Annotated in this window: 22 protein-coding genes; 6 read left to right on the top strand and 16 right to left on the bottom strand. The window is 66.8% G+C overall.

Annotated elements, in window-relative coordinates; translation table 11 throughout:
• Window positions 1-106: 106 nt before the first annotated feature.
• The gene (locus AC5Y47_RS10960) at window positions 107-1,420 is read left to right on the top strand and encodes an acetyl-CoA C-acetyltransferase (protein ID WP_499943992.1); all 1,314 of its coding nucleotides are present in this window, start codon (window positions 107-109) and stop codon (window positions 1,418-1,420) included.
• A 353-nt stretch (window positions 1,421-1,773) separates the two neighbouring features.
• Here AC5Y47_RS10960 and AC5Y47_RS10955 read toward each other — a convergent pair whose 3' ends face one another.
• On the bottom strand, window positions 1,774-3,609 hold the full coding sequence (locus AC5Y47_RS10955) for an acyl-CoA dehydrogenase (RefSeq protein ID WP_499943991.1): 1,836 nt from the start codon (window positions 3,607-3,609) through the stop codon (window positions 1,774-1,776).
• A gap of 148 nt (window positions 3,610-3,757) precedes the next feature.
• On the opposite strand from AC5Y47_RS10955, the gene AC5Y47_RS10950 reads away from it, so the two are divergent.
• Both AC5Y47_RS10950 and AC5Y47_RS10945 read left to right on the top strand, forming a co-directional pair.
• Entirely contained in the window at window positions 3,758-4,795 is a 1,038-nt protein-coding gene (locus tag AC5Y47_RS10950; protein ID WP_499943990.1) for an isopenicillin N synthase family dioxygenase, read from the top strand.
• Window positions 4,796-4,845: 50 nt separating this feature from the next.
• Window positions 4,846-5,334, top strand: a complete 489-nt coding sequence (locus AC5Y47_RS10945; protein ID WP_499943989.1) for a flavin reductase family protein — start codon at window positions 4,846-4,848, stop codon at window positions 5,332-5,334.
• Here the strand turns inward: AC5Y47_RS10945 and AC5Y47_RS10940 are convergent.
• The 5 genes from AC5Y47_RS10940 to AC5Y47_RS10920 form a co-directional block, all read right to left on the bottom strand.
• Complete coding sequence (locus AC5Y47_RS10940) at window positions 5,331-5,492, bottom strand: hypothetical protein (protein ID WP_499943988.1); 162 nt, start codon at window positions 5,490-5,492, stop codon at window positions 5,331-5,333. The two genes, AC5Y47_RS10945 and AC5Y47_RS10940, sit on opposite strands and share 4 nt — an antisense overlap.
• Window positions 5,493-5,528: 36 nt before the next feature.
• On the bottom strand, window positions 5,529-6,275 hold the full coding sequence (locus AC5Y47_RS10935) for a succinate dehydrogenase/fumarate reductase iron-sulfur subunit (RefSeq protein WP_499943987.1): 747 nt from the start codon (window positions 6,273-6,275) through the stop codon (window positions 5,529-5,531).
• Complete coding sequence (locus AC5Y47_RS10930) at window positions 6,275-8,188, bottom strand: fumarate reductase/succinate dehydrogenase flavoprotein subunit (protein ID WP_499943986.1); 1,914 nt, start codon at window positions 8,186-8,188, stop codon at window positions 6,275-6,277. Before AC5Y47_RS10930 ends, AC5Y47_RS10935 begins: the two co-directional genes overlap by 1 nt.
• A gap of 37 nt (window positions 8,189-8,225) precedes the next feature.
• On the bottom strand, window positions 8,226-9,062 hold the full coding sequence (sdhC, locus tag AC5Y47_RS10925; protein WP_499943985.1) for a succinate dehydrogenase subunit SdhC: 837 nt from the start codon (window positions 9,060-9,062) through the stop codon (window positions 8,226-8,228).
• A gap of 80 nt (window positions 9,063-9,142) precedes the next feature.
• The gene (locus AC5Y47_RS10920; protein ID WP_499943984.1) at window positions 9,143-9,439 is read right to left on the bottom strand and encodes an Rv0250c family protein; all 297 of its coding nucleotides are present in this window, start codon (window positions 9,437-9,439) and stop codon (window positions 9,143-9,145) included.
• Between the two features lie 123 nt (window positions 9,440-9,562).
• Between AC5Y47_RS10920 and AC5Y47_RS10915 the strand changes: the two genes are divergently transcribed.
• Window positions 9,563-10,315 carry an isocitrate lyase/PEP mutase family protein gene (locus tag AC5Y47_RS10915; protein WP_499943983.1) on the top strand — a complete coding sequence of 251 codons (753 nt, stop codon included), beginning with the start codon at window positions 9,563-9,565 and terminating at the stop codon, window positions 10,313-10,315.
• Between the two features lie 63 nt (window positions 10,316-10,378).
• Here the strand turns inward: AC5Y47_RS10915 and AC5Y47_RS10910 are convergent, their stop codons facing one another.
• On the bottom strand, window positions 10,379-10,828 hold the full coding sequence (locus AC5Y47_RS10910; protein WP_499943982.1) for an Hsp20/alpha crystallin family protein: 450 nt from the start codon (window positions 10,826-10,828) through the stop codon (window positions 10,379-10,381).
• Between the two features lie 217 nt (window positions 10,829-11,045).
• Here AC5Y47_RS10910 and nirB point away from each other — a divergent pair, with 217 nt between their 5' ends.
• Window positions 11,046-13,586: a nitrite reductase large subunit NirB gene (gene nirB, locus AC5Y47_RS10905; RefSeq protein WP_499943981.1), complete on the top strand. Its 2,541-nt coding sequence runs from the start codon at window positions 11,046-11,048 to the stop codon at window positions 13,584-13,586.
• Window positions 13,587-13,600: 14 nt separating this feature from the next.
• A complete protein-coding gene (gene nirD / locus AC5Y47_RS10900) occupies window positions 13,601-13,969 on the top strand; it encodes a nitrite reductase small subunit NirD (protein ID WP_499943980.1) in 369 nt (122 codons plus the stop codon).
• A 6-nt stretch (window positions 13,970-13,975) separates the two neighbouring features.
• On the opposite strand, the gene AC5Y47_RS10895 is transcribed toward nirD, so the two are convergent.
• From AC5Y47_RS10895 to AC5Y47_RS10855, 9 genes are all read right to left on the bottom strand, one after another.
• Window positions 13,976-14,425, bottom strand: a complete 450-nt coding sequence (locus AC5Y47_RS10895) for a TetR/AcrR family transcriptional regulator (protein ID WP_065146645.1) — start codon at window positions 14,423-14,425, stop codon at window positions 13,976-13,978.
• Window positions 14,426-14,446: 21 nt separating this feature from the next.
• Window positions 14,447-15,175 carry a sirohydrochlorin chelatase gene (locus AC5Y47_RS10890; RefSeq protein WP_499943979.1) on the bottom strand — a complete coding sequence of 243 codons (729 nt, stop codon included), beginning with the start codon at window positions 15,173-15,175 and terminating at the stop codon, window positions 14,447-14,449.
• The gene (locus AC5Y47_RS10885) at window positions 15,172-16,317 is read right to left on the bottom strand and encodes a uroporphyrinogen-III synthase (protein ID WP_499944090.1); all 1,146 of its coding nucleotides are present in this window, start codon (window positions 16,315-16,317) and stop codon (window positions 15,172-15,174) included. The genes AC5Y47_RS10890 and AC5Y47_RS10885 overlap by 4 nt, the downstream gene beginning before the upstream one ends.
• 99 nt (window positions 16,318-16,416) lie before the next feature.
• Complete coding sequence (locus AC5Y47_RS10880; RefSeq protein ID WP_499943977.1) at window positions 16,417-17,823, bottom strand: nitrate/nitrite transporter; 1,407 nt, start codon at window positions 17,821-17,823, stop codon at window positions 16,417-16,419.
• A gap of 122 nt (window positions 17,824-17,945) precedes the next feature.
• A complete protein-coding gene (locus AC5Y47_RS10875) occupies window positions 17,946-18,479 on the bottom strand; it encodes a GNAT family N-acetyltransferase (protein WP_499943976.1) in 534 nt (177 codons plus the stop codon).
• Window positions 18,480-18,496: 17 nt separating this feature from the next.
• A complete protein-coding gene (locus tag AC5Y47_RS10870) occupies window positions 18,497-19,369 on the bottom strand; it encodes a 5-oxoprolinase/urea amidolyase family protein (RefSeq protein ID WP_499943975.1) in 873 nt (290 codons plus the stop codon).
• A gap of 10 nt (window positions 19,370-19,379) precedes the next feature.
• Window positions 19,380-20,045 carry a 5-oxoprolinase subunit B family protein gene (locus AC5Y47_RS10865; protein ID WP_499943974.1) on the bottom strand — a complete coding sequence of 222 codons (666 nt, stop codon included), beginning with the start codon at window positions 20,043-20,045 and terminating at the stop codon, window positions 19,380-19,382.
• Window positions 20,046-20,123: 78 nt separating this feature from the next.
• On the bottom strand, window positions 20,124-21,089 hold the full coding sequence (locus AC5Y47_RS10860; protein ID WP_499944089.1) for an ABC transporter substrate-binding protein: 966 nt from the start codon (window positions 21,087-21,089) through the stop codon (window positions 20,124-20,126).
• Window positions 21,090-21,130: 41 nt separating this feature from the next.
• Window positions 21,131-22,366, bottom strand: a complete 1,236-nt coding sequence (locus AC5Y47_RS10855; protein WP_499943973.1) for a DNA polymerase domain-containing protein — start codon at window positions 22,364-22,366, stop codon at window positions 21,131-21,133.
• Window positions 22,367-22,399 lie beyond the last annotated feature (33 nt).

Here is a 22,399-nt window from a genome sequence, read left to right as displayed (position 1 = left end):
TGTCAGGGACGAACTTACTTCGGAGTAAGAACAGTGGGTAGTATTGCCTGCCGAGGCGGGTACCCCAAAATCATCCCCGACCAAGCGGCGACACACGGAGAATAAATTGGCCACTGGAAGTTCAGAGTCAAGGCGGCGCGTCGCCGTGCTGGGCGGCAATCGCATCCCGTTCGGCCGATCGGACCGCAGCTACGCCGAAGCCTCCAACCAGGACATGTTCACCGCCGCCCTCGGCGGGCTGGTAGACCGGTTCAACCTGTCCGGCGAACGACTCGGCGCGGTGATCGGCGGCGCCGTGCTCAAGCACAGCCGCGACTTCAACCTGATGCGCGAATGCGTGCTGGGCTCGGACCTCTCACCTGACACTCCTGCCTTCGATATCCAGCAGGCCTGCGGCACGGGTCTGCAGGCGGCCATCGCCGCCGCGGACGGCATCGCCGCCGGCCGCTACGAGGTAGCCGCCGCCGGAGGCGTGGACACCACCTCCGACGCGCCCATCGCGCTCGGCGACGACCTGCGCCGCACCCTGCTGAAGGTGCGCCGCGCCAAGTCCAACGTGGAACGTCTCAAGCTGGTCGGCACGCTGCCGGCCAATCTCGGCATCGCGGTGCCGGCCAACAGCGAACCCCGCACCGGACTCTCGATGGGTGAGCACGCGGCGCTGACGGCCAAGGAGATGGGCATCAAACGGGTCGATCAGGACGAGCTGGCCGTCGCCAGCCATCGCAACATGGCCGACGCCTACGACCGGGGCTTCTTCGACGACCTGATCACCCCGTTCCTGGGCCTCTACCGGGACGACAACCTGCGCCCGGACGCCAGCGTGGAAAAGCTGGCCAAGCTCAAGCCCGTCTTCGGTGTCAAGGCCGGAGACGCGACGATGACGGCCGGAAACTCGACGCCGCTCACCGACGGCGCATCCGTCGCGTTGCTGTCCACCGAGCAGTGGGCCGCCGACCATTCGCTGACGCCGCTGGCCTACTTCGTCGACGCGGAGACGGCCGCGGTCGATTACGTCAACGGCAACGACGGGCTGCTGATGGCACCCACCTACGCGGTACCGCGGTTGCTGGCGCGCAACGAGCTGACGCTGCAGGACTTCGATTTCTACGAGATCCACGAGGCATTCGCCTCGGTGGTGCTGGCGCATCTGCAGGCGTGGGAGTCCGACGAATACTGCAAGGGGCGGTTGGGTCTGGACGCCGCGTTGGGTTCGATCGACCGGTCCAAGCTCAACGTCAACGGATCGTCGTTGGCCGCCGGGCACCCGTTCGCCGCCACCGGCGGACGGATCCTGGCGCAGGCCGCCAAGCAGCTGGCCGAGAAGAAAAAGGCAGCTAAGGGGAAGGGCACGGTGCGGGCGCTGATCTCGATCTGTGCGGCCGGTGGTCAGGGCGTAGCGGCGATCCTGGAGGCCTGACCCGCGGTTTTCGCCCGCCCGGAAACATCCCAAGGGAATTGAAATCGGGTGGTTTGGTACCGGAGCGTTTGGGTATCCGTGAGTCCGGATGGCCCCGTGTTGTGGTCTGACCCCCCGACCCCGACGGCAACGCGGGGCAATCCCTGGTCGACCGCCGGTCAGCGGAGACGGGCGAACGAAAAGGGCCGCCGCTGGTTTGAGGGGATCCAGCGGCGGTCTTTTTGGTCGTTGTCAGCGTACGCGGCGCGATCGGCCCACCGAGTGCGATCGTCCCACTGAGTGGGAATCCTGCGACGCGACACGCGGTGTATGCGTCGCAGGATTCACAGTCGCGGCAGTCGGTGTGAGCCGGCTCAGAAAGCGGCTTCGTCGAGCTCCATGATGTCGTTGTCCAGCGTCTCGATCACCTCGCGGGTGCTGGTCAACAACGGCAGGAAGTTCTTGGCGAAGAACGACGCCACCGCGATCTTGCCCTCGTAGAAGGACCGCTCAGACCCGGTCGCACCGGCGTCCAGAGCCTCGATCGCCACCGCTGCCTGACGCTGCAGCAACCAGCCGATGACCAGGTCGCCGACGCTCATCAGGAAGCGCACCGAGCCCAGACCCACCTTGTAGAGGCTGGTGACGTCCTCCTGCGCGGCCATCAGGTAGCCGGTCAGCGAGGCGGCCATCGCCTGCACGTCGGTGAGCGCCTTGGCCAGCAGTGCCCGCTCGCTCTTGAGTCGGCCGTTGCCGGACTCGCTGTCGACGAACTTCTGGATCTCGCCGGAGACATGCGCCAGCGCCACACCCTTGTCGCGGATGATCTTGCGGAAGAAGAAGTCCTGCGCCTGGATGGCGGTGGTGCCTTCGTAGAGCGAGTCGATTTTGGCGTCCCGGATGTACTGCTCGATCGGGTAGTCCTGCAGGAAGCCCGAACCGCCGAAGGTCTGCAGGCTTTCGGTGAGCTTGGCGTACGCCTGCTCCGAGCCGACACCCTTGACGATGGGCAGCATCAGGTCGTTGATCTTGGCCGCCAGCTCAGGCGTGACGTCGTGCACCACCTTGGCCACCCCCGCGTCCTGGAAGGTGGCGGTGAACAGGTACAGCGCCCGCAGCCCTTCGGCGTAGGCCTTCTGGGTCATCAGCGACCGACGTACATCGGGGTGGTGGGTGATGGTCACCCGCGGTGCGGTCTTGTCGGTCATCTGGGTCAGGTCGGCACCCTGCACCCGCGACTTGGCGTACTCCAGCGCGTTCAGGTAACCGGTCGACAGGGTGGCGATGGCCTTGGTGCCCACCATCATCCGGGCCTGCTCGATGACCTCGAACATCTGCGCGATGCCGTCGTGCACCTCGCCGACCAGCCAGCCCTTGGCGGGCACGTCGTGCTGGCCCAGGGACAGCTCGCAGGTGGTCGAGACCTTCAGGCCCATCTTGTGCTCGACGTTGGTGACGAAGACGCCGTTACGTTCGCCCAGCTCGCCGGTCTCGGGGTCGAAGTGGAACTTGGGCACGAAGAACAGCGACAGCCCCTTGGTGCCGGGGCCGGCGCCTTCCGGTCGCGCCAGCACCAGGTGGAAGATGTTCTCGAACAGGTCACCGGAGTCGGCGGAGGTGATGAACCGCTTGACGCCGTCGATGTGCCAGGAACCGTCCTCCTGCTGCACGGCCTTGGTCCGGCCCGCGCCGACGTCGGATCCGGCGTCCGGCTCGGTGAGCACCATGGTGGAGCCCCAGCCGCGTTCGGCGGCCAGCACGGCCCACTTCTTCTGCTCCTCGGTGCCGAGGTGGTAGAGGATCTGGGCGAAGCCCGCGCCACCGGAGTACATCCAGACCGCCGGGTTGGCGCCGAGGATGTGCTCGTGCAGCGCCCACATCAACGATCGTGGCATCGGCATGCCGCCGAGTTCCTCGTCGAGGCCGGCCTTGTCCCAACCGGCGTCCATGACCGCGCGGACCGACTTCTTGAACGACTCGGGCAGTTCCACCGAGAAGGTCTTGGGATCGAAGACGGGCGGGTTGCGGTCACCGTCGACGAACGATGCGGCGACGGGTCCCTCGGACAGCCGCGCGGCCTCGGCGAGCATCTCGCGAGCGGTGTCGGCGTCCAGATCGCTGAACTCGCCTTGGCCTAAAGCCTGATCAACGCCAAGTACCTCGAACAGGTTGAATTCCTGGTCACGGACGTTGCTCTTGTAGTGGCTCACTACGGGTCCTCCTCATTGAGAATGCCACCTGTGGTTGGGTACTAGGGCTAAGTTACCCACCAGTAACACGTTAAAACTATACCGATCAGTAACTTGACGCAAGCCAGTGTGAGCTAAATTGCACTGTCTAACTAACCAACCGGTTGGGATGCCAGTGAGCGAATCCCTGGCAACCCCGCTCACCTGCGGCGATGATGGGCATGTGGGGAGCGTCACGACACTGCCGGTGGTGGATTTGCGCGCCGAATCCACCCTGCTGCGCGAAGCTCTTCGCGACGTGGCCCACCGGGTCGGCTTCTTTTATCTGACCGGCCACGGGGTGCCGGAAACCTTGACCGGCCAGGTGCTCAGCGCGGCGCGCCGCCTGTTCGCGCTGCCGCAGGCGGACAAGGACGCAGTGGCGATGGTGCACAGTCCGCACTTCCGCGGCTACACCCGGCTGGGCGGTGAGTACACCCGCGGCGAGGTCGACTGGCGTGAGCAGATCGACATCGGTCCCGAGCGACCCCCGATCAGCGGCCCCGGCCGCCCGGACTACCTCTGGCTGCAAGGGCCGAATCAGTGGCCCGCCGGTCTGCCTGAGCTACCAGGGATCGTCGCCGAGTTCGACGCCGCGCTGTCCCAGGTGTCGCGCAGCTTGCTGCGGCACTGGGCGGCGTCGCTGGGCAGCCCACCCGAGGTGTTCGACGCGGCCTTCGCCGACGCACCCGCGACGCTGATCAAGTTGATCAGGTATCCGGCGTGCCCAGCCGGCCCGCAGGGTGTGGGCGCGCACCAGGATTCCGGGGTGCTTACCCTGCTGCTTGCCGAACCGGGCAGCCGTGGGTTGCAAGTGCGTCCCCCGGGTTGCCGGGACTGGATCGACGTGCCGGCGTTGGACGGCGCGTTCGTCGTCAACATCGGGGAGCTGCTGGAGTTCGCGACGGGCGGTTACCTGCGGGCCACCGAGCATCGGGTGCAGCTGGACGAGGCCGGCGCCCAGCGGATCTCGGTGCCCTACTTCTTCAACCCGCGGCTGGACGCCCAGATACCGGTGCTCGACCTGCCTGCGCACCTGCGTGCAGCCCCGAAACACGATCCGAGAGAACCGATCTACCCCGTCTATGGACGCAATGCCTGGAAGAGCAGGCTGCGGGCGCACCCCGATGTGGCTTCCCGGTATGGCTACGGTCCGGGGGCCGGGTAGGCTGCGGAAGCGAGAATCCCGTTCTCGGCTCGAGGAGCGAATGAAGTCCGGTGAATTCGAACAACAAGCTGACGCCGACGTCGCTGCGTGAGGCTTTCAGCCACTTCCCTACCGGGGTGGTGGCCATCGCTGCCCAGGTCGACGGAATCCGCCACGGTCTGGCGGCCAGCACTTTCGTCCCGGTGTCGCTGGACCCGCCGTTGGTGTCGTTCTGCGTGCAGAACACGTCGACCACCTGGCCGAAACTCAAAGATGTGCCGACGCTGGGCATCAGCGTGCTGGGAGAGGCCCACGACGTGGCCGTCCGCACCCTGGCCGCCAAGACCGGCGACCGGTTCGCCGGCCTGGACACGGTGTCCAGCCAGACGGGCGCCGTCTTCATCAAGGGCACCGGCCTGTGGCTGGAAAGTGCGATAGAACAACTGATCCCGGCCGGAGATCACACCATCGTGGTGCTGCGGGTCAGCGAGGTGACGGTGGATGCGGGCATCGCGCCCATCGTCTTCCACCGCAGCGAACTGCGGCGCCTGGGCGTCTAGGTCGGCGAGCGCTCGGCGAGCCGTTCCCGCAGACCCTGCATGTGCTGCTCGATCTCGGTCGCGTCGTCGTTCCGGCCCTCTTTGCGCGCGAGTTCCGCGCGCTGCGTCATCTCGTCGATGGCCGTCTTGAGTTCGTCAATACTGGTGGGATCTAGCATCAATTTCGGATACCCGATCCCGCCGCCGGCTTAACGTCAGCGCCGGAACAGCTTGTTTCCCAGCCACACCACCGGGTCGTACTTGCGGTCGGCAACGCGTTCCTTCATCGGGATCAGCGCGTTGTCGGTGATCGTGATGTGCTCCGGGCACACCTCGGTGCAGCACTTGGTGATGTTGCAGTAGCCCAGACCGAAGTCCTCCTGAGCCATGTCGCGCCGGTCCACCGTGTCCAGCGGGTGCATCTCGAGCTCGGCGATCCGCATCAGATAGCGGGGGCCGGCGAACTCCTGTTTGTTCTCGTCGTGGTCGCGGATCACGTGGCACACGTTCTGACACAGGAAGCACTCAATGCACTTGCGGAACTCCTGTGAACGCTGCACGTCGACCTGCGCCATCCGGTACTCACCCGGCTGCAGTTCCTTGGGCGGGGTGAACGACGGGATCTCGCGGGCCTTCTCGTAGTTGAACGACACGTCGGTCACCAGGTCGCGGATCACCGGGAACGTCCGGATCGGGGTGACGGTGACGACCTCGTTCTCCTCGAACGTCGACATCCTGGTCATGCACATCAGCCGCGGCCGGCCGTTGATCTCCGCCGAGCAGGAGCCGCATTTACCCGCTTTGCAGTTCCACCGCACCGCGAGGTCCGGCGTCTGGGTCTGCTGCAGGCGGTGGATGACGTCGAGCACCACCTCGCCCTCGTTGACCTCGACGGTGAACTCCTGCAGCGCACCGCCGCTCACGTCGCCGCGCCATACCCGCATGCTCGCGTTGTACGCCATTACGCTCTCCGTTCCGGATGCTCGGCCAACTCGTCGTCGGTGTAGTACTTCTCCAATTCCGAGAGCTTGAAAAGCTCAAGCAAGTCCTGGCGCATCGGAATCTGCTGCTGCCGCTCGATGGTGATGTGGTTGTCCGGATCGTCCTGCGCCTCGCTGCACACCAGCAACGTGTTGCGCCAACCGGAGTCCATGCCGGGGTGGTCGTCGCGGGTGTGGCCGCCGCGGCTCTCGGTGCGCTCCAGCGCCGCCTTCGCCACGCACTCGCTGACCAGCAGCATGTTGCGCAGGTCGATCGCCAGGTTCCAGCCCGGGTTGTATTCCCGCTGCCCGTCGACCTGCACGTTCTTGTACCGCGCCCACAGCTCCTTGAGCAGCGTCAGCGCCTTGGAGATCTCGTCCTCTTTGCGGATGATGCCGACCAGGTCGTTCATCACGTGCTGCAGGTCCATCTGCAGGGCATACGGGTTCTCCGGCGCCGAGCCGTCCGTCGGGCCCTCGAACGGGTGCAACGCGAACTCGGCGGCGGCATCGACGGCTTCGGACGAGACCTTCGGCCGGTTGTCCAGCGCCACCACGTACTGCGCGGCCCCCAGGCCGGCGCGGCGGCCGAACACCAGCAGGTCGGACAACGAGTTACCGCCGAGCCGGTTGGAGCCGTGCATGCCGCCGGAGCACTCGCCCGCGGCGAACAGCCCGGGCACCTTGGCCGCGCCGGTGTCGGCGTCGACCTCCACCCCGCCCATCACGTAGTGACAGGTCGGCCCGACTTCCATCGCCTCCTTGGTGATGTCGACTTCGGCCAGCTCCATGAACTGGTGGTACATCGACGGCAGCCGGCGCTTGATCTCGGCCGGGGTCAGACGCGAGGCGATGTCCAGGTAGACCCCGCCGTGCGGGGTGCCGCGACCGGCCTTGACCTCGGAGTTGATTGCCCGAGCCACCTCGTCACGGGGCAGCAGGTCCGGGGTGCGGCGGGCCGAGTCGTTGTCCTTGAGCCACTGGTCGGCTTCCTGTTCGGTCTCGGCGTACTGACCTTTGAACACCGGCGGGATGTAACCGAACATGAACCGCTCGTTGTCGGAGTTCTTCAGGACGCCGCCGTCACCGCGGACACCCTCGGTGACCAGGATCCCCTTCACACTCGGCGGCCACACCATGCCCGTCGGGTGGAACTGGACGAACTCCATGTTGATCAACGTGGCGCCGGCCCGCAGCGCCAGCGCGTGTCCGTCGCCGGTGTACTCCCACGAGTTCGAGGTCACCTTGAACGACTTGCCGATTCCGCCGGTGGCCAGCACCACCGCCGGCGCCTCGAACAGCACGAACTTGCCGGTCTCGCGCCAGTAGCCGAACGCTCCGGCGATGGCGTCACCGTCTTTGAGCAACTCGGTGATGGTGCACTCGGCAAACACCCTGATCCGGGCCTCGTAGTCGCCGAACTCGGCGAAGTCCTCCTGCTGCAGCGAGACGATCTTCTGCTGCATGGTGCGGATCAGTTCCAGGCCGGTGCGGTCGCCGACGTGCGCAAGCCGCGCGTAGGTGTGCCCACCGAAATTGCGCTGGCTGATCCGGCCGTCCTTGGTGCGGTCGAACAGCGCGCCGTAGGTCTCGAGCTCCCACACCCGGTCCGGGGCTTCCCTGGCGTGCAGTTCAGCCATCCGCCAGTTGTTGAGGAACTTTCCACCGCGCATGGTGTCGCCAAAGTGGGTCTGCCAGTTGTCTTTCGGGTTGGCGTTCCCCATCGAAGCGGCGCACCCGCCCTCGGCCATCACCGTGTGGGCCTTGCCGAACAGGGATTTGGTCACGACCGCGACCTTCTGGCCCTGTTCCCGCGCCTCGATCACCGCACGCAATCCTGCGCCGCCGGCACCGATCACGACTACGTCGTAGGCATGCCGTTCGACCTCAACCATGAAACCTCGCTAAGTTCTCTAATTATGAGTTGGCTTGTCAGCCAACGAATCTCAAGTCGGAGATGGTGCCGCTGGCCACCAGTGCGACGTAGAAGTCGGTAAGCATCAACGTGCCGAGCGTGATCCACGCAAACAGCTTGTGCCGGGTGTTGATCTTGCTCACCTGCGTCCAGATCCAGTACCGCACAGGATGTTTGGAGAAGTGCTTGAGGCGTCCGCCGGTGACGTGCCGGCAAGAGTGGCAGGACAGCGTGTAAAACCACAGCATGATGACGTTGCCGAGCAGGATCACGTTGCCCAGGCCGAAGCCGAATCCGCCCGGCCCCTCATCGGAATGGAACGCGACGATCGCGTCGTAGGTGTTGATCAACGAGATCAGCACGGCGATGTAGAAGAAATAGCGGTGCGTGTTCTGGATGATCAGCGGGAACCGCGTCTCGCCGGTGTAGTGCACGCGCGGCTCGGCGACTGCGCAGGCAGTGGGCGACTGCCACACCGTGCGGTAATAGGCGCCGCGGTAGTAGTAGCAGGTCAGCCGGAACAACAGCAGGAACGGCAGCGTCAGCGCCGCGTAGGGCACCAGCGACAGCAGCCCCGAGGCGGGAAAGATCTGCGGCCAGAACTCGCTGGCCGGGCCACACTTCTCGTTGAGGCACGGCGAGTAGAACGGCGTCAGGTAGTGATACTTCTCGACGTAGAAGTGCTCCCGCTGAAACGCACGCACCGTCGCGTAGATGACGAATGCGGCAAAGCCGAGGTTGATCCGCAGTGGCTGAAGCCACCACCTATCCGTGCGGAGCGTCTTCTGCGCAAGCTGTGCGCGAGATGGAGAAAAGACGCCGGAGTCAGAACGACTCGCCGTGGGTGCGCTCATCTATTTGTGTTCCTCTTCGAACGGGCTGTAAACCGAAGGGTACACAGAGCAAACGCCCGCTATTTAGTCGGGCTTCGACGTCAGGAGCGGTTGTGACCCCCGACACCCTCGTCGTCGACATCGCGCCAGAAATCGCTGTCGTACTGGGTGTCCGGAATGGCGATCTTTTCCCCGGATTGGTGCACGGTGGCCCGGGCGAGGTCCAATTCGGCGACGTCGCTGTCGAGAAGCTGGATGTCGCTCAGGATGCGGTCGGCGTCGATCGCGATGCGACGCGTCGCCGGATTGTCTCCGTAGCGCGCTTTCAGAGAACTCACGCACCGCCGCAGCCCGCCCATCAGGTCGTGCAGTTCGGCGAGTTCAGTAGTGGTGGACAAGAGATCTCCCTGGGCTGAAGGTGTTGCGGATCACAGTCTGCAACCAGATACTATCCGCTGTTTTCCACCGACGTCGGGCAAGACGTCCGTCACGTCGTCCACCGCGATCAGAAAGCACTGGACATGCCGCAACTCGCCGAGCGCGCCCAGGCGCTACTGGAACTGCATCAGCCCGGTAACCCGGTCATCCTCCCGACCGTGTGGGACGCCTGGTCGGCAAACCTGGCGGTAGACGCCGGTTTCGCCGCGCTGACCGTGGGCAGCCACCCGCTGGCCGACTCGATCGGCAAACCCGACGGCGAGGGGATGTCGTTCGACGACGTGCTGGCGCGCGTCGCCCAGATCTGTACGGCTGTGGACGTGCCGGTATCGGTGGACATCGAATCCGGCTACGGGCTGCCCGCGCAGCGACTGATCGAGGGTCTGCTGCAGGCGGGTGCCGTCGGGCTGAACATCGAGGACACCGTGCATTCCGAAGGCGGCCGGCTGCGTTCTTCCGCCGAACACGCCGAGCTCGTGGCGGGGTTGCGCGCGGCGGCGGACGCGGCGGGGGTGCACGTCGTGCTCAACGCCCGCACCGACCTGTTCCTGCGCAAGGACGGCGACGATGCGGACCGTGTCGAACGCGCCGTGGCGCGGTTGACGGAAGCCGCCGCCGCCGGCGCGGACGTTCTGTACCCGGTGGGGCGCCATGACCCAGAGACGTTGCGCCGCTTGGCAACCGAGCTACCGTTGCCGATCAATGCGATCGCCTTGCCGGATCAGGACGACCCGGCGTCGTTCGGCCCCCTCGGTGTCGGCCGGGTCAGCTTCGGGCCGTATTTCCAACGGGCCCTGTCGGCCCGCGCCAAAGAGCTGCTGGCCCGCTGGGTTTGATGCCGAGCAGACGTAAAAGCCCCTCATTTCGGTACGAAATGGGGGCTTTTACGTCTGCTCGCGCTACTTGGTGATGGCGATGCGCTGCGGCTGAGCACCCGCGTACGCGCCGGTGACGCGGACGGTCAGCACACCCGCGTCATACGAGGCCGAGATGGCCTCGCCGGTGACGTGCGCCGGCAACTGGAACGACCGGCGGAACGACCCGTAGCGGATCTCCCGCAAGGTGCGGCCGTCCTTCTCCTCGGCGTGCTCGTCGCGGTGTTCGCCGTGAATGACCAGGCGGCCCTTGTCCACCTCGACGTTGACGTCCTTCTCGACGTCCACGCCGGGCAGCTCAACGCGGACTACCGCGTCCTCGCCGTCCTTCACGATCTCGGCCGCGGGGTTGAACCCGCTGCTCACCGGCTTGGTCGAGTCCGCTTTCCAGTCCGAATAGGTGGGACCGAAGAAGTCCCGTAACCACCGGTCGGTGTCCCACGCCGGACGCGACCACAAGGCGACATTGCTCATGGATGACTCCTTATTCTTCGTTGTGAGTTGGCTGTGCCCGACGCTGTGTTGGTCGGCTACCCGGTAAAACTTGAGTCGCCTGCACTAAAGTTCCACCTGGGTGTTCGCCGTGAGCGAACACGGGTCACACAGGGACTTCCCAGGTGTGAGGACGCTTTGATGCCGGTGTCACATTCGGCGTCATTTTCGGCAACATCGCGTTCGTAGGGTCTTGGGCATGTCTCCTTCAGCCGGCGTTACTTCCGTGCGCGCCGGTGCCCGGCGTGTCGTGGTGGTCGGCCACGGCATGGTGGGGCACCGCTTCGTCGAGGCCCTGCGCGCCCGCGACACCAGCGGTTTGTGGCAGATCACCGTGTTGGCCGAGGAAGCCGACGCCGCCTACGACCGCGTCGGCCTGACCTCCTATACCGAGAGCTGGGACCGCGGCCTGCTGGCGCTGCCCGGCAACGACTACGTCGGCGACGGTTCGGTGCGGCTGCTGCTGAACACCCGGGTCACCGAAATCGACCGTGCGGCAAAGGCTGTGGTCACGGCCGACGGCGAACGACACACCTATGACACCCTGGTGCTGGCCACCGGGTCCTACGCCTTCGTCCCGCCGGTGGCCGGTCACGATCTGCCGTCCTGCCACGTCTACCGCACGCTGGACGACCTGGACGCCATACGCGCCGGAGCCCGAGCCGCGGTGACATCCGGCAGCGCCGGGGTCGTTATCGGGGGTGGCCTGCTGGGCTTGGAAGCGGCGAACGCGTTGCGCCAGTTCGGCTTACCCACGCATGTCGTCGAGATGATGCCCCGACTGATGGCCCAGCAGATCGACGAGGCCGGCGGTGCGCTGCTGGCCAGGATGATCGGCGAGCTCGGCATCGAGATCCACGTCGGGACCGGCACCGAAGCGATTGTCTCCAGCCACGATTCGGTTCAGGTCCGGCTGAGCGACGGGCAGGTCGTCGACGCTGGCGTGGTGGTGTTCGCCGCAGGCATCCGACCTCGCGACGAGTTGGCGCGTGCGGCCGGCCTCGACATTGCGCCACGCGGCGGGGTCATCACCGACTTGGCCTGCCGCACCAGCGATCCGGACATCTTCGCGATCGGCGAGGTCGCCGCGATCGACGGCAAGTGTTACGGGCTGGTCGGGCCCGGCTACACCAGCGCCGAGGTGGTGGCCGACCGATTGCTCGACGGAACCGCCGAATTCGGCGAGGCCGACCTGTCCACCAAGCTCAAGCTGCTCGGCGTCGACGTCGCCAGCTTCGGCGACGCGATGGGCAGCACGCCGAACTGCCTCGAGGTCGCCGTCAACGACGCGGTCAACCGCACCTACGCCAAACTGGTGCTCTCCGACGATGCCAAGACCCTGCTCGGTGGAGTGCTGGTGGGCGACGCGTCCTCGTACGGGGTGCTGCGGCCCATGGTCGGCAGCGAATTGCCTGGTGACCCAATGACTTTCATCGCCCCCGCGGGCACCGGCGACGGCGCCGGAGCACTGGGCGTCGGGGCGCTGCCCGATTCCGCGCAGATCTGCTCCTGCAACAACGTCACCAAGGGCGACTTGACGTGCGCCATCGCCAACGGCTGCGCCGACGTGCCCGCGTTGAAGGCGTGCACCACCGCCGGCACCTCCTGCGGGTCCTGCGTTCCGCTGCTCAAGCAACTGCTGGAAGCTCAGGGCGTAGCGCAGTCCAAAGCGCTGTGCGAGCACTTCAGCCAGTCCCGTGCCGAACTCTTCCAGATCATCTCGGCGACCGAGATCCGCACCTTCTCCGGGTTGCTCGACCGCTTCGGCAGTGGAAAGGGTTGCGACATCTGCAAACCCGTGGTCGCCTCGATCCTGGCCTCCACCGGCTCGGACCACATCCTGGACGGCGAGCAGGCTTCGCTGCAGGACTCCAACGACCACTTCCTGGCGAACATACAGAAGAACGGCAGTTACTCGGTGGTGCCGAGGGTGCCCGGGGGTGACATCAAACCCGAGCACTTGATCCTGATCGGCCAGATCGCACAGGATTTCGGGCTTTACACCAAGATCACCGGCGGCCAGCGGATCGACCTGTTCGGTGCGCGGGTGGATCAGTTGCCGGCGATCTGGAAGCGTCTGGTGGACGCCGGCATGGAGTCCGGACACGCCTACGGCAAGGCGCTGCGCACCGTGAAGAGTTGCGTGGGCAGCGACTGGTGTCGCTACGGGCAACAGGATTCGGTGCAGCTGGCCATCGACCTGGAACTGCGCTATCGCGGTCTGCGGGCCCCGCACAAGATCAAGCTGGGCGTTTCCGGTTGCGCGCGGGAATGTGCCGAAGCGCGCGGCAAGGACGTCGGCGTGATCGCCACCGAGCAGGGCTGGAACCTCTACGTCGGCGGCAACGGGGGCATGACCCCCAAGCACGCCCAGTTGATCGCGAGCGACCTGGACACCGAGACCCTGGTCCGCTACATCGACCGGTTCCTCATGTACTACATCCGCACCGCCGACCGGTTGCAGCGCACCGCACCCTGGGTGGAATCGCTGGGCCTGGATCACGTGCGGGAGGTGGTCTGCGACGACTCGCTGGGCCTGGCCGAGGAATTCGAGGCGGCGATCCAGCGCCACGTTGACACCTACCGGTGCGAATGGAAAGGCGTGCTGGAGGACCCGGACAAGTTGTCGCGGTTCGTCTCCTTCGTCAACGCGCCGGACGCCGTCGACGAGACCGTGACATTCACCGAACGTGCCGGACGCAAAGTGCCCGTGTCCCTTGGCCTCCCACGAATCCGATGAAGCAAGGAGCAATTGTGACGATCAGCAACGACATCCGGGTGTGGACGAGCGCCTGCGACTACGCCCACCTGATCCCCGGTCGCGGGGTCGGCGTACTGCTCGACGACGGCAACCAGGCCGCGTTGTTCCGCCTCGACGACGGCTCGGTGCACGCGATCGGCAACGTGGACCCGTTCTCCGGTGCCGCCGTGCTCTCACGTGGCATCGTCGGTGACCGCGGCGGGCGCGCCACCGTCCAATCGCCAATCCTGAAGCAGGCTTTCGCGCTCGACGACGGCAGCTGCCTGGATGACGAGCGGGTGTCGGTGCCGGTCTACCCGGTGCGGGTCACCGCCGACGGCCGCATCCAGGTCGGGCGATTCGCCGCGCGCCTGGCGGCCTGAGCGGGCTCAGTCGATCTTGCCGACGAGATAGCGCTGCATCGTCGGACCGATGGCGTCCACGATCTGCGACACCGTCATGGAGTGCAGCGGTTCGGAGCGCACACCGTAGCGCATGATGCCCAAACCGACGAGTTGCGAGGCGCACAACGACGCACGAACCGCGACCTTGTCGGCGCCGAGCGTCTTGAGCAGCGGGTTGAAGACCGGCCCGATGAACATGGACTGCACGATCTCGGCGGTCTTCGACAACCCGGTGGACGCGATCGCGCTGGCCGCGAACGGGCCGCCACCGGCGGCGTCCCACGTGGTGATGAGCATGTACAAGGTGCGCCGGCCGACCTGATTGACCGATCCGGTGACGATCCGGTCGATGAACTCCGGTGTACTGAAAGGCAGGCGCAGCATTTTCGCTACGTCGTCGAGGAGCCCACGCGAGGGCTCTTCGTTGCGGGCCATGCTGCCAGGATTACCCGATTTTCAGGAAAGATCAAATGCTGCGGCGTAGGGCGAGCCCAGTCGGCACAGCTCCCGGATGGGCATCGCGCTGCGGAATCGGTTCGCAATCAAGCGCACCAAGCCGGGATGGGTGGCCAGGGGCCGGGTGACCAGATCGGCACCGCTTTCCTGCAGTCGCTGTTGGAACAGGCCGTCGGCCAGCAGGTAGGAGACGACCACGACGCGCCGCGCACCCCGGTGTCGCGCGGCCGCGACGGCATCGGGTACGGGCGGAGCACCGACCGCGGCAAACGCCAGCTCGACCCGCGACCCGATGAGCACCGACAGCGCCGCGGCGGCGTTGCGCAGGTCGGCGCGAGCGCGGTGATCGGAGGTTCCGGCCGCCGCGAGAATCACCGAATCACCGGGCTGCCAACCGGATTCGACCAACACGTGGCCCAGGACCGCCGAGATCTCCGGTCCCGGACCCAACGCCTGGGTGACGGTGACGTTCGGGTGGCCGCTGGCCGCGACCTCGGCCGGCAGGTCGGCGCGGACGTGGTAGCCCCGAGACAGGAACGCGGGCACCACGATTGCGGGTTCTCGACCGGACATCCGCGACAGCACCTCGCCGGGTGACGGACCCAGCACGTCGACGAAGGCCACCCGCACGGTGCGGTCCAGCAAGCGGCTCACCCGGTCGGCGAGATCGCCGATCATCGCCACGCCTGACGACCGGCGGGTGCCGTGTGCCGTCAAGATCGGGTTCATGCGGCGTCGTGCTCGTGGTCGAGGGCCAGCCGATAGCCACGTTTGACCACGGTCGCCACGATGTTCTTGTCACCCAGCGCGGTTCGCAACCGCAGCACGGCGGTGTCGACGGCATGGGTGTCGTCGCCGTTGCCCGGTAACACGCGAAGGAGCTCGGTGCGCCCGACGACGTCGCCCGGGCGATGGGCCAGGGCGCGCAGGATGGCCATTCCCGATCCCGACACGGTCTTGACCGAGCCGTCGACCAGCACGCAGGTACCCCGGATGTCGACCACGTGACCCGCGGCCTTGACGCTGCACGAACCGAGCGTCGGCAACTCCTGGGCGATATGACGGGCCAACGCGCCCAACCGCATTCGCTCGGGGGACGACGTCGGTACGGATCGCCTGATCAACGGCCGCGCCGTCACCGGGCCCACGCACATCGCGTGCACGCCGCCGCGCAGCGCGTCCAGTACCTGTTCCTCGATGCTCAGTTCGCGGCCGCGTTCCAGCACCGCCGCGGCCGCCGGCGCCGATGTGAAGCTGACCGCATCGAACTGCCGGCGGGCGATACCGGCGACCAACTGATCGAATTCACCGCCCAAAGGCGTTGGCTTCCAACGATATACCCGGATCGGCACCACCTCGGCGCCGGCGGCGCGCAATCCGGCGAGAAACTCCGGAAACGGGTCCCACGCGTCGGCGGCGCCGTGCAACTGGATCGCGATGCGCTTACCGGCGACACCGGTGGCGAGCAGGTACTCCAGAACTTCTTGCGAGGACTCCGATTCCGGGGACCACTCCTCGCGCAGTCCCGCGGCGCGCAACGCGCCGGTCGCCTTCGGACCGCGTGAAACGACCCGTGCACGCGACAACGACTCGTTGAGTTCGGCGGCCAGCCCCCAGCCCTCGGCGGCGGCGATCCAACCGCGGAAACCGATGCCGGTGTGCGCCACCACGATGTCGGGTGGATCACTGATCAGTGCCTCGGTGTTGCTGTGCAGTTCGTCGTCGTCGGGCAGCGCGATCATGCTGATGGCGGGCGCGCTGAATACCTCGGCACCGTGCCGGCGCAACAACGCACACAGTTCCTCCGCGCGGCGCGCTGAGGTCACTGCGATTCGGTAGCCGGTCAGTGGCGCAGACGGTTCCTGGGCCATGTCACATGTGTATGCCTGCTCGGTTTCCGGGACGTTACCTGGCAATTGCTGCGGCATTGCTCGCACCTGCGTTCTTGCTCACATCGAACAGCGGTGTGACTACACGTAAGCCAGCCCGGCCGGTGCGTGCGCCGTTGCCTGCAGCGGCTTGCGCACATAGGTCACCCAGGTCAGCGCCGAGGCGCCGACATAGAACGCGACGAACACCCAGAACGCCGAAGTCGCGGTGCCGTCGGACAGATACGACTGGCGCAGCGCAAGATTGACGCCCACACCGCCCAGCGCGCCGATCGCCCCCGCGAACCCGATCAACGCACCGGACATGGCGCGCGACCAGTGCCGGCGCTGCTCCTCGTCGACCGGCAGCGAGTGGCTGCGCGCCTCGAAGATCGACGGAATCATCTTGTACACCGAGCCGTTGCCGATTCCGGACAGGATGAACAGCGCCACGAACCCGGTGACGTAGCCCACCATGGTCGCGGCCGGCGCCGGCCCGGTGTGGTGTTCGGCGAAAGTGCTGACGCTGACCAGGATTCCGGCCGCCAGGATCATCGCGCAGAACACACCGAGGGTGACCCGTCCGCCACCCACCCGGTCGGCCAGCCGTCCGCCGTACACCCGCGACAGCGAACCCAGAAGTGGCCCCAGGAAAGCGATCTGGGCGGCATGCAGCGCGGCTTGCCCGGTGCTCTGTCCGCCCGCGATGAAGTTGATCTGCAACACCTGACCGAAGGCGAAGGAGAAGCCGATGAACGAACCGAAGGTGCCGATGTAGAGCAGCGCGATCACCCAGGTGTGCGGTTCGGCCAGCACCGCACGCATGGTGCGCATCTCGATGCTGAACTGGGCCAGGTTGTCCATGTACAGCGCCGCGCCGACGCCGGCGACAGCGAGCAGCACCAGATACACCGCGCACACCCAATAGGGTTCGCGGTCACCGACGGTGGCGATCACCAGCAGGCCGACCAGTTGGATCATCGGAACACCGAGGTTGCCGCCGCCGGCGTTGAGTGCCAGCGCCCAGCCCTTGAGCCGCTGCGGATAGAACGCGTTGATGTTGGTCATCGACGAGGCGAAGTTGCCGCCGCCTAGCCCGGCCAGCGCCGCGCACACCAGGTACGGCCACAGCGGCAAACCGGGATTGGCCAGCAGGAAGATGCTGCCGATGGTGGGGATCAGCAGCACCACCGCGGAGAAGATGGTCCAGTTACGGCCGCCGAATTTCGCCGTGGCAAAGGTGTAGGGGAAGCGCAGGCAGCCGCCGACCAGGGTGGCGGTGGCACCCAGCAGGAACTTGTCGCCCGCAGAGAATCCGTACACCGATGCGGGCATAAACAGCACCATCACCGACCAGATAGACCAGATGGAGAAGCCGACGTGCTCGGCAGCCACCGACCAGATCAAGTTGCGGCGCGCGACGTACTTGTTGCCGGCTTCCCAGGCCACCACGTCCTCGGGATCCCAGTCGGAAATGGTGTGCGAACGGCGCGCGAGCTTGGCGAACACGAAGACTCCTAACGTTTGCGACCTTGTCGGTAACGCTAGAAATCTTTTGTTGCCCGGGCGCTTCCCGCGATGACCCCGGTTGTGAACTTCCGCTCACCGCAACGCTTCAGGCCGTGTGAGGGCTACCAGACGTCGCCGTCGCGCCAGTCGCACATCAGCCCCGCCGAGGTGTCCAGGCTCACACTTACCGGCAGTACGAACACGGTCCCGTCGTCCTCGGGCGTGCGGGTCGGGCCGACGGGGGACAGCGCCGACGTCGGGCCGAGCCAGGGGAGCCAGCCCCGCCGGGCGTACAGTCCGCGGGCGGCGAGCGACGAACTCAGCGCGCCCAGTTGATAGGCGCCGCGCATCACCTGCTCGACGCCGTCCAGCAGCGCGCTCACGAGTCCTTTTCCGCGCCAATCCTCGCGTACCGCAACACCTTCGACGTAGCCGCAGCGCAGCGCGGTGTCCCGGTAGATCAACCGTCGCTGCACCACCGAGGCGTGCGCGATGATCGCGCCGTGGTGCCAGATCAGCGCGTGCATGCCGCCGAGCGCGTGTTCCCAGTCGGCCTCGGAGAAGTCGCCGTCGAACGCCTCGGTGACCATGCGGCAGATACGCTGCCGGCTGTCGTCGTCCAGATCGGCGGTGTGGACCAGACGTGCGGTGTGCACCGTCCCTGTCTATCAGGTCAGGACCGGGGTCGGGCCCAGTGCAGTCGCACGTACTGGCCGGGCCGCACCTGGGCGACCTTGTCGATGTCCTCGTCGGTCACCACGCCGACCACCGGGTAGCCGCCGGTGATCGGGTGATCGGGTCCCAGGATCACCGGTAAACCGTTGGGCGGCACCTGTATTGCGCCACGTACGGTGCCCTCGCTGGGCAGCTGCCGGCCCGGCCAGCGGTGCTCCATCGGCCGGCCCTCCAGGCGCATGCCGACCCGATCGCTGCGGTCCGAAGCCATCCAGACGGTGTGCACCAGGGCATCGGGATCGACGAACCAGTCGTCACGCGGCCCGGGCACCACCATGAGTTCCACGATGTGGCTGTCGATCGCGGCGACCGGGGCCTGCTCGAGTTCGGGGTAGTCGGCGGTGTGCTCACCGACCGGCACCACGTCGCCCGGCTGCAGGGGCAACGGCCCGATCGCCGACATCACGTCATAGCTGCGCGAACCCAGCACCGGGGTGACACCGATGCCGCCGCGCACCGCGAGGTAGCTGCGCAACCCGGCGCGCGGCGTGCCCAACGAGATCACCTCGCCGTCGCGGACATGCGCAATGCTGTTGCTGCCGAACTTGGTTCCGTTCACCGTCGGTTCGGCGTCGGCGCCGGTCACCGCGATGTCGAGGTCGCCACCGCGGACCCGGGCCGCGAAGCCGCCGAAGGTCACTTCGACGGTGGCCCGGTCGTCGGGGTTGGCGACCAATCGGTTGGCCAGCGTGTGCGAGCGACGATCGGCCGCCCCGGACCGGCCGACACCGAGGTGGGCCAGCCCGGCGCGGCCCAGATCCTGGACGACGGCCAATGGTCCGGTGCGCAGGATCTCCAGCGTGGTGGTCATCGCGTCTCCTTCACACGGCCCGGAACCGGACCCACATGCCCCGCGTCAGCAGCGCCGGGTCGGGTTTGTCGATGTCCCACAGCACCGCGTCGGTGTGGCCGATGAGCTGCCATCCGCCCGGCGACCGGCGCGGGTACACGGCGCTGAACTCGCCGGCCAGACCCACCGAGCCGGCCGGGACGGACGTCCGCGGGTCCGAGCGCCGCGGCACCCGTATCCGCTCGTCGCCGCCGATCAGGTAGGCGAAACCGGGCATGAACCCGCTGAACGCCACCCGCCATCGACTGCTGGTGTGGGCGTTGATGACCTGGGCGGGAGTCAGGCCGGTCGACGCGGCGACCTGGGCCAGATCCGGTCCGTCGTACACCACGTCGATGACGACGTCGCGCGCCGGGTCGCCGTGCTCGGTGTCCGAACCGGGCGTGACCCGCAACCCGCGGAGCCGTTGCCGGGTGATCGCCTGCAGGCGGGGTCCGGCGAGTTTCACCAGCACAGTGGTCGAGGCCGGGACGATGTCGACGACACCGGGCAATTGCGCGGCGCGCAACGCATCGGCCCACGCCAGTACGTCGGCGGTGCCGTCACATTGCAGCATCAGCGCCTGGTCGCCGTAATCGAGCACGGCGCACGCCATGTCGGGTTCCCTCGGGATATCGGTGATCTCGGTCACACTCATATTTCGACGTTAGCGCCGGTTTCGGGCGTTGGGCAGCGATCTTCGAGCACTGCCAGAGGCGCCTTAGCGAATGCTCAGTCAGCCCAGGATCTTGGCGATCTGAGGAGGCAGTTGGTCGGCGACGACGGGATAGCTCAGCGGCGACGCGAACGCGATCGCGCCGGCCAGGTCCTTGCCGGTGAAGATGTGGCGTTGGCGGGTGGTCGTCTGCGCCGCCGCCACCTCGGGGTCGGCCAGCAACGCCTGCTGATCCTCGGGGCTCTCCGTGGACCAGATCACGACGTCGGCGGAATCGAGCACTTCCTTGATGCGGTCGCGGGGGATCATCGCGCGGTGGTCGGTGATGTAGGCGTTGACGGCCTCGGACACGACGAGCCCCATCTGGGTGAGGAAGTCGGTGCGCCAGCCCGGGGCCGTCGCGACCACGGTGCCCTGCCACAACCGGCCCTGCATCAGCAGTACTTTGCGGCCTTTCCAGGACGGGTTCTTCTGGGCGACGTCGGCGAACTTGGCGGTGACGGCGTCGACCAGCGACTTCATCTGGTCCGCCTGCAAGACGGCCTGACCGATCGTGGCGGCCTGGTCGCGCCACGGCTCGAAGAACGCGTCACCGCCGGACTGCGCGATGGTCGGGGCGATGTCCGACAGCTTGCGATAGGTGTCGGCGTCCAGGCCGGCGTTGGTCGCCACGATCAGGTCCGGCTTGAGGCCGGCGATCTGGTCGACCTGGATCCCGTTGTCCAGGTTGAGCACAACCGGTTGTGCCGCACCGAGTTTGGGCTGCGCCCACGGCCACACCGCGTAGGGCTGGTCACCGAACCAGTTGGTGACCGCGATGGGCACCACACCCACCGCGAGCAGATCGTCCTGTTCGGTGTACCCGGCGCTGACCACCCGCTTGGGGGGTTCCTTGACGACGGTCTGACCGAACAGGTGGGTGACCGTCACCGCCCCGCCGCCGGGCGTGCCCGGCTTGGGCTTGTCCGAACACGCCGTGAGCAGGCCCGCAGCGGCGGCGACCTGCAAGAATCCCCGTCGACTCATCGCCGTCACAGCGTGAGAGTAGCGCGTGGGTTACCAGACCGTCAGTTACGTGGTCGGGGTTTCGGTGTGTAGCCCTCCCAGGGCGAATAGTCGGCGATCAGTTCTTCCTGCGCGGGACGCTCGCCGGTCGGCACGTGTTGCAGGTTGATCCGGATCCGGTACCAGATGGAGCTGGGTCCGCGCATGCCGTCGACCAGGACGTCGGCGGGATGCAGCCGCTCGGCGGCGGCGGGATGGCGGGCGCGCCAGGTGTCCAGGGCGGCCATCGCCTCGTCCCTGGTCTTGGTGCGGGCGATCTCGATCAGCGGCTTGACGGACTGACGCCGGCCGTCGGCGCTCTTGCGGGTGCCGCGCGGCGCTTTCTCCGGCGGGCCCAATTCCTCGGCCAGCGCCAGCAGCTGGTCCAGGCTCCCGGTCGCGTCATCCATCCCGGCCCACGGATCACCGAGCTCCGCAAAGCGGCTCGGCACGGTGTCGATGGTGAACTGCGCCGGGTCGCAGCCGGGGACCTCGTCCCAGTGCAGCGGCGTGGAGACCCGCGCGTCCGGGGTGGCGCGCACCGAGTATGCCGAGGCCACGGTGCGGTCGAACGCGTTCTGGTTGAAGTCGACGAACACCCCTTCGCGTTCCTCTTTCCACCACCGGCTGGTCGCCAGGTCGGGCGCGCGACGCTCGACTTCGCGGGCGACGGTCTGCGCGGCCAGTCGGACCTGCCGGAACGGCCAGCGCGGGGCGATCCGGGCGTAGATGTGGAAGCCGCGCGACCCGGAGGTCTTCGGCCACGCGGTCAGTCCGTGGTCTTCGAGCACCTCGCGGGCCACCAACGCGACATCGACGATGCGGCGCCAGTCGACTCCGGGCATCGGGTCCAGGTCCACCCGCAGCTCGTCGGGATGATCGAGGTCGTCGGCCAGCACCGGGTGCGGATTCAGGTCGACGCAGCCCAGGTTGACCGCCCACGCCAGTCCGGCCGGGTCGTGGATGACGGCCTCGTCGGCCGAGGTGCCCGACGCGTAGCGCAGGGTGGCGACGTCCACCCAGTCCGGCCGATTGGCGGGGGCGCGTTTCTGGAATACCGCCTCTTCGGCGATCCCCTTGACGAATCGCTTCAGGATCATCGGGCGGCCCGCGACGCCGCGCAGCGCGCCGTCGGCCACGCTCAGGTAGTAGCGGACCAGGTCGAGCTTGGTGGTGCCGCGGTCAGGGAAAACGACCTTGTCCGGGTGGGTGATGGTGACCTCGCGGCCGCTCACATCCAGCGAGACGGGTTTGGCCATAGAAGCCGATGGTAATTCGAGGGAAACCTATCG

The sequence above is a fragment of the Mycobacterium sp. NGS22 genome (assembly GCF_059813095.1).
Note: the sequence above shows the minus strand (reverse complement) of the source record. Positions and strands in the feature narration are given on the sequence as shown.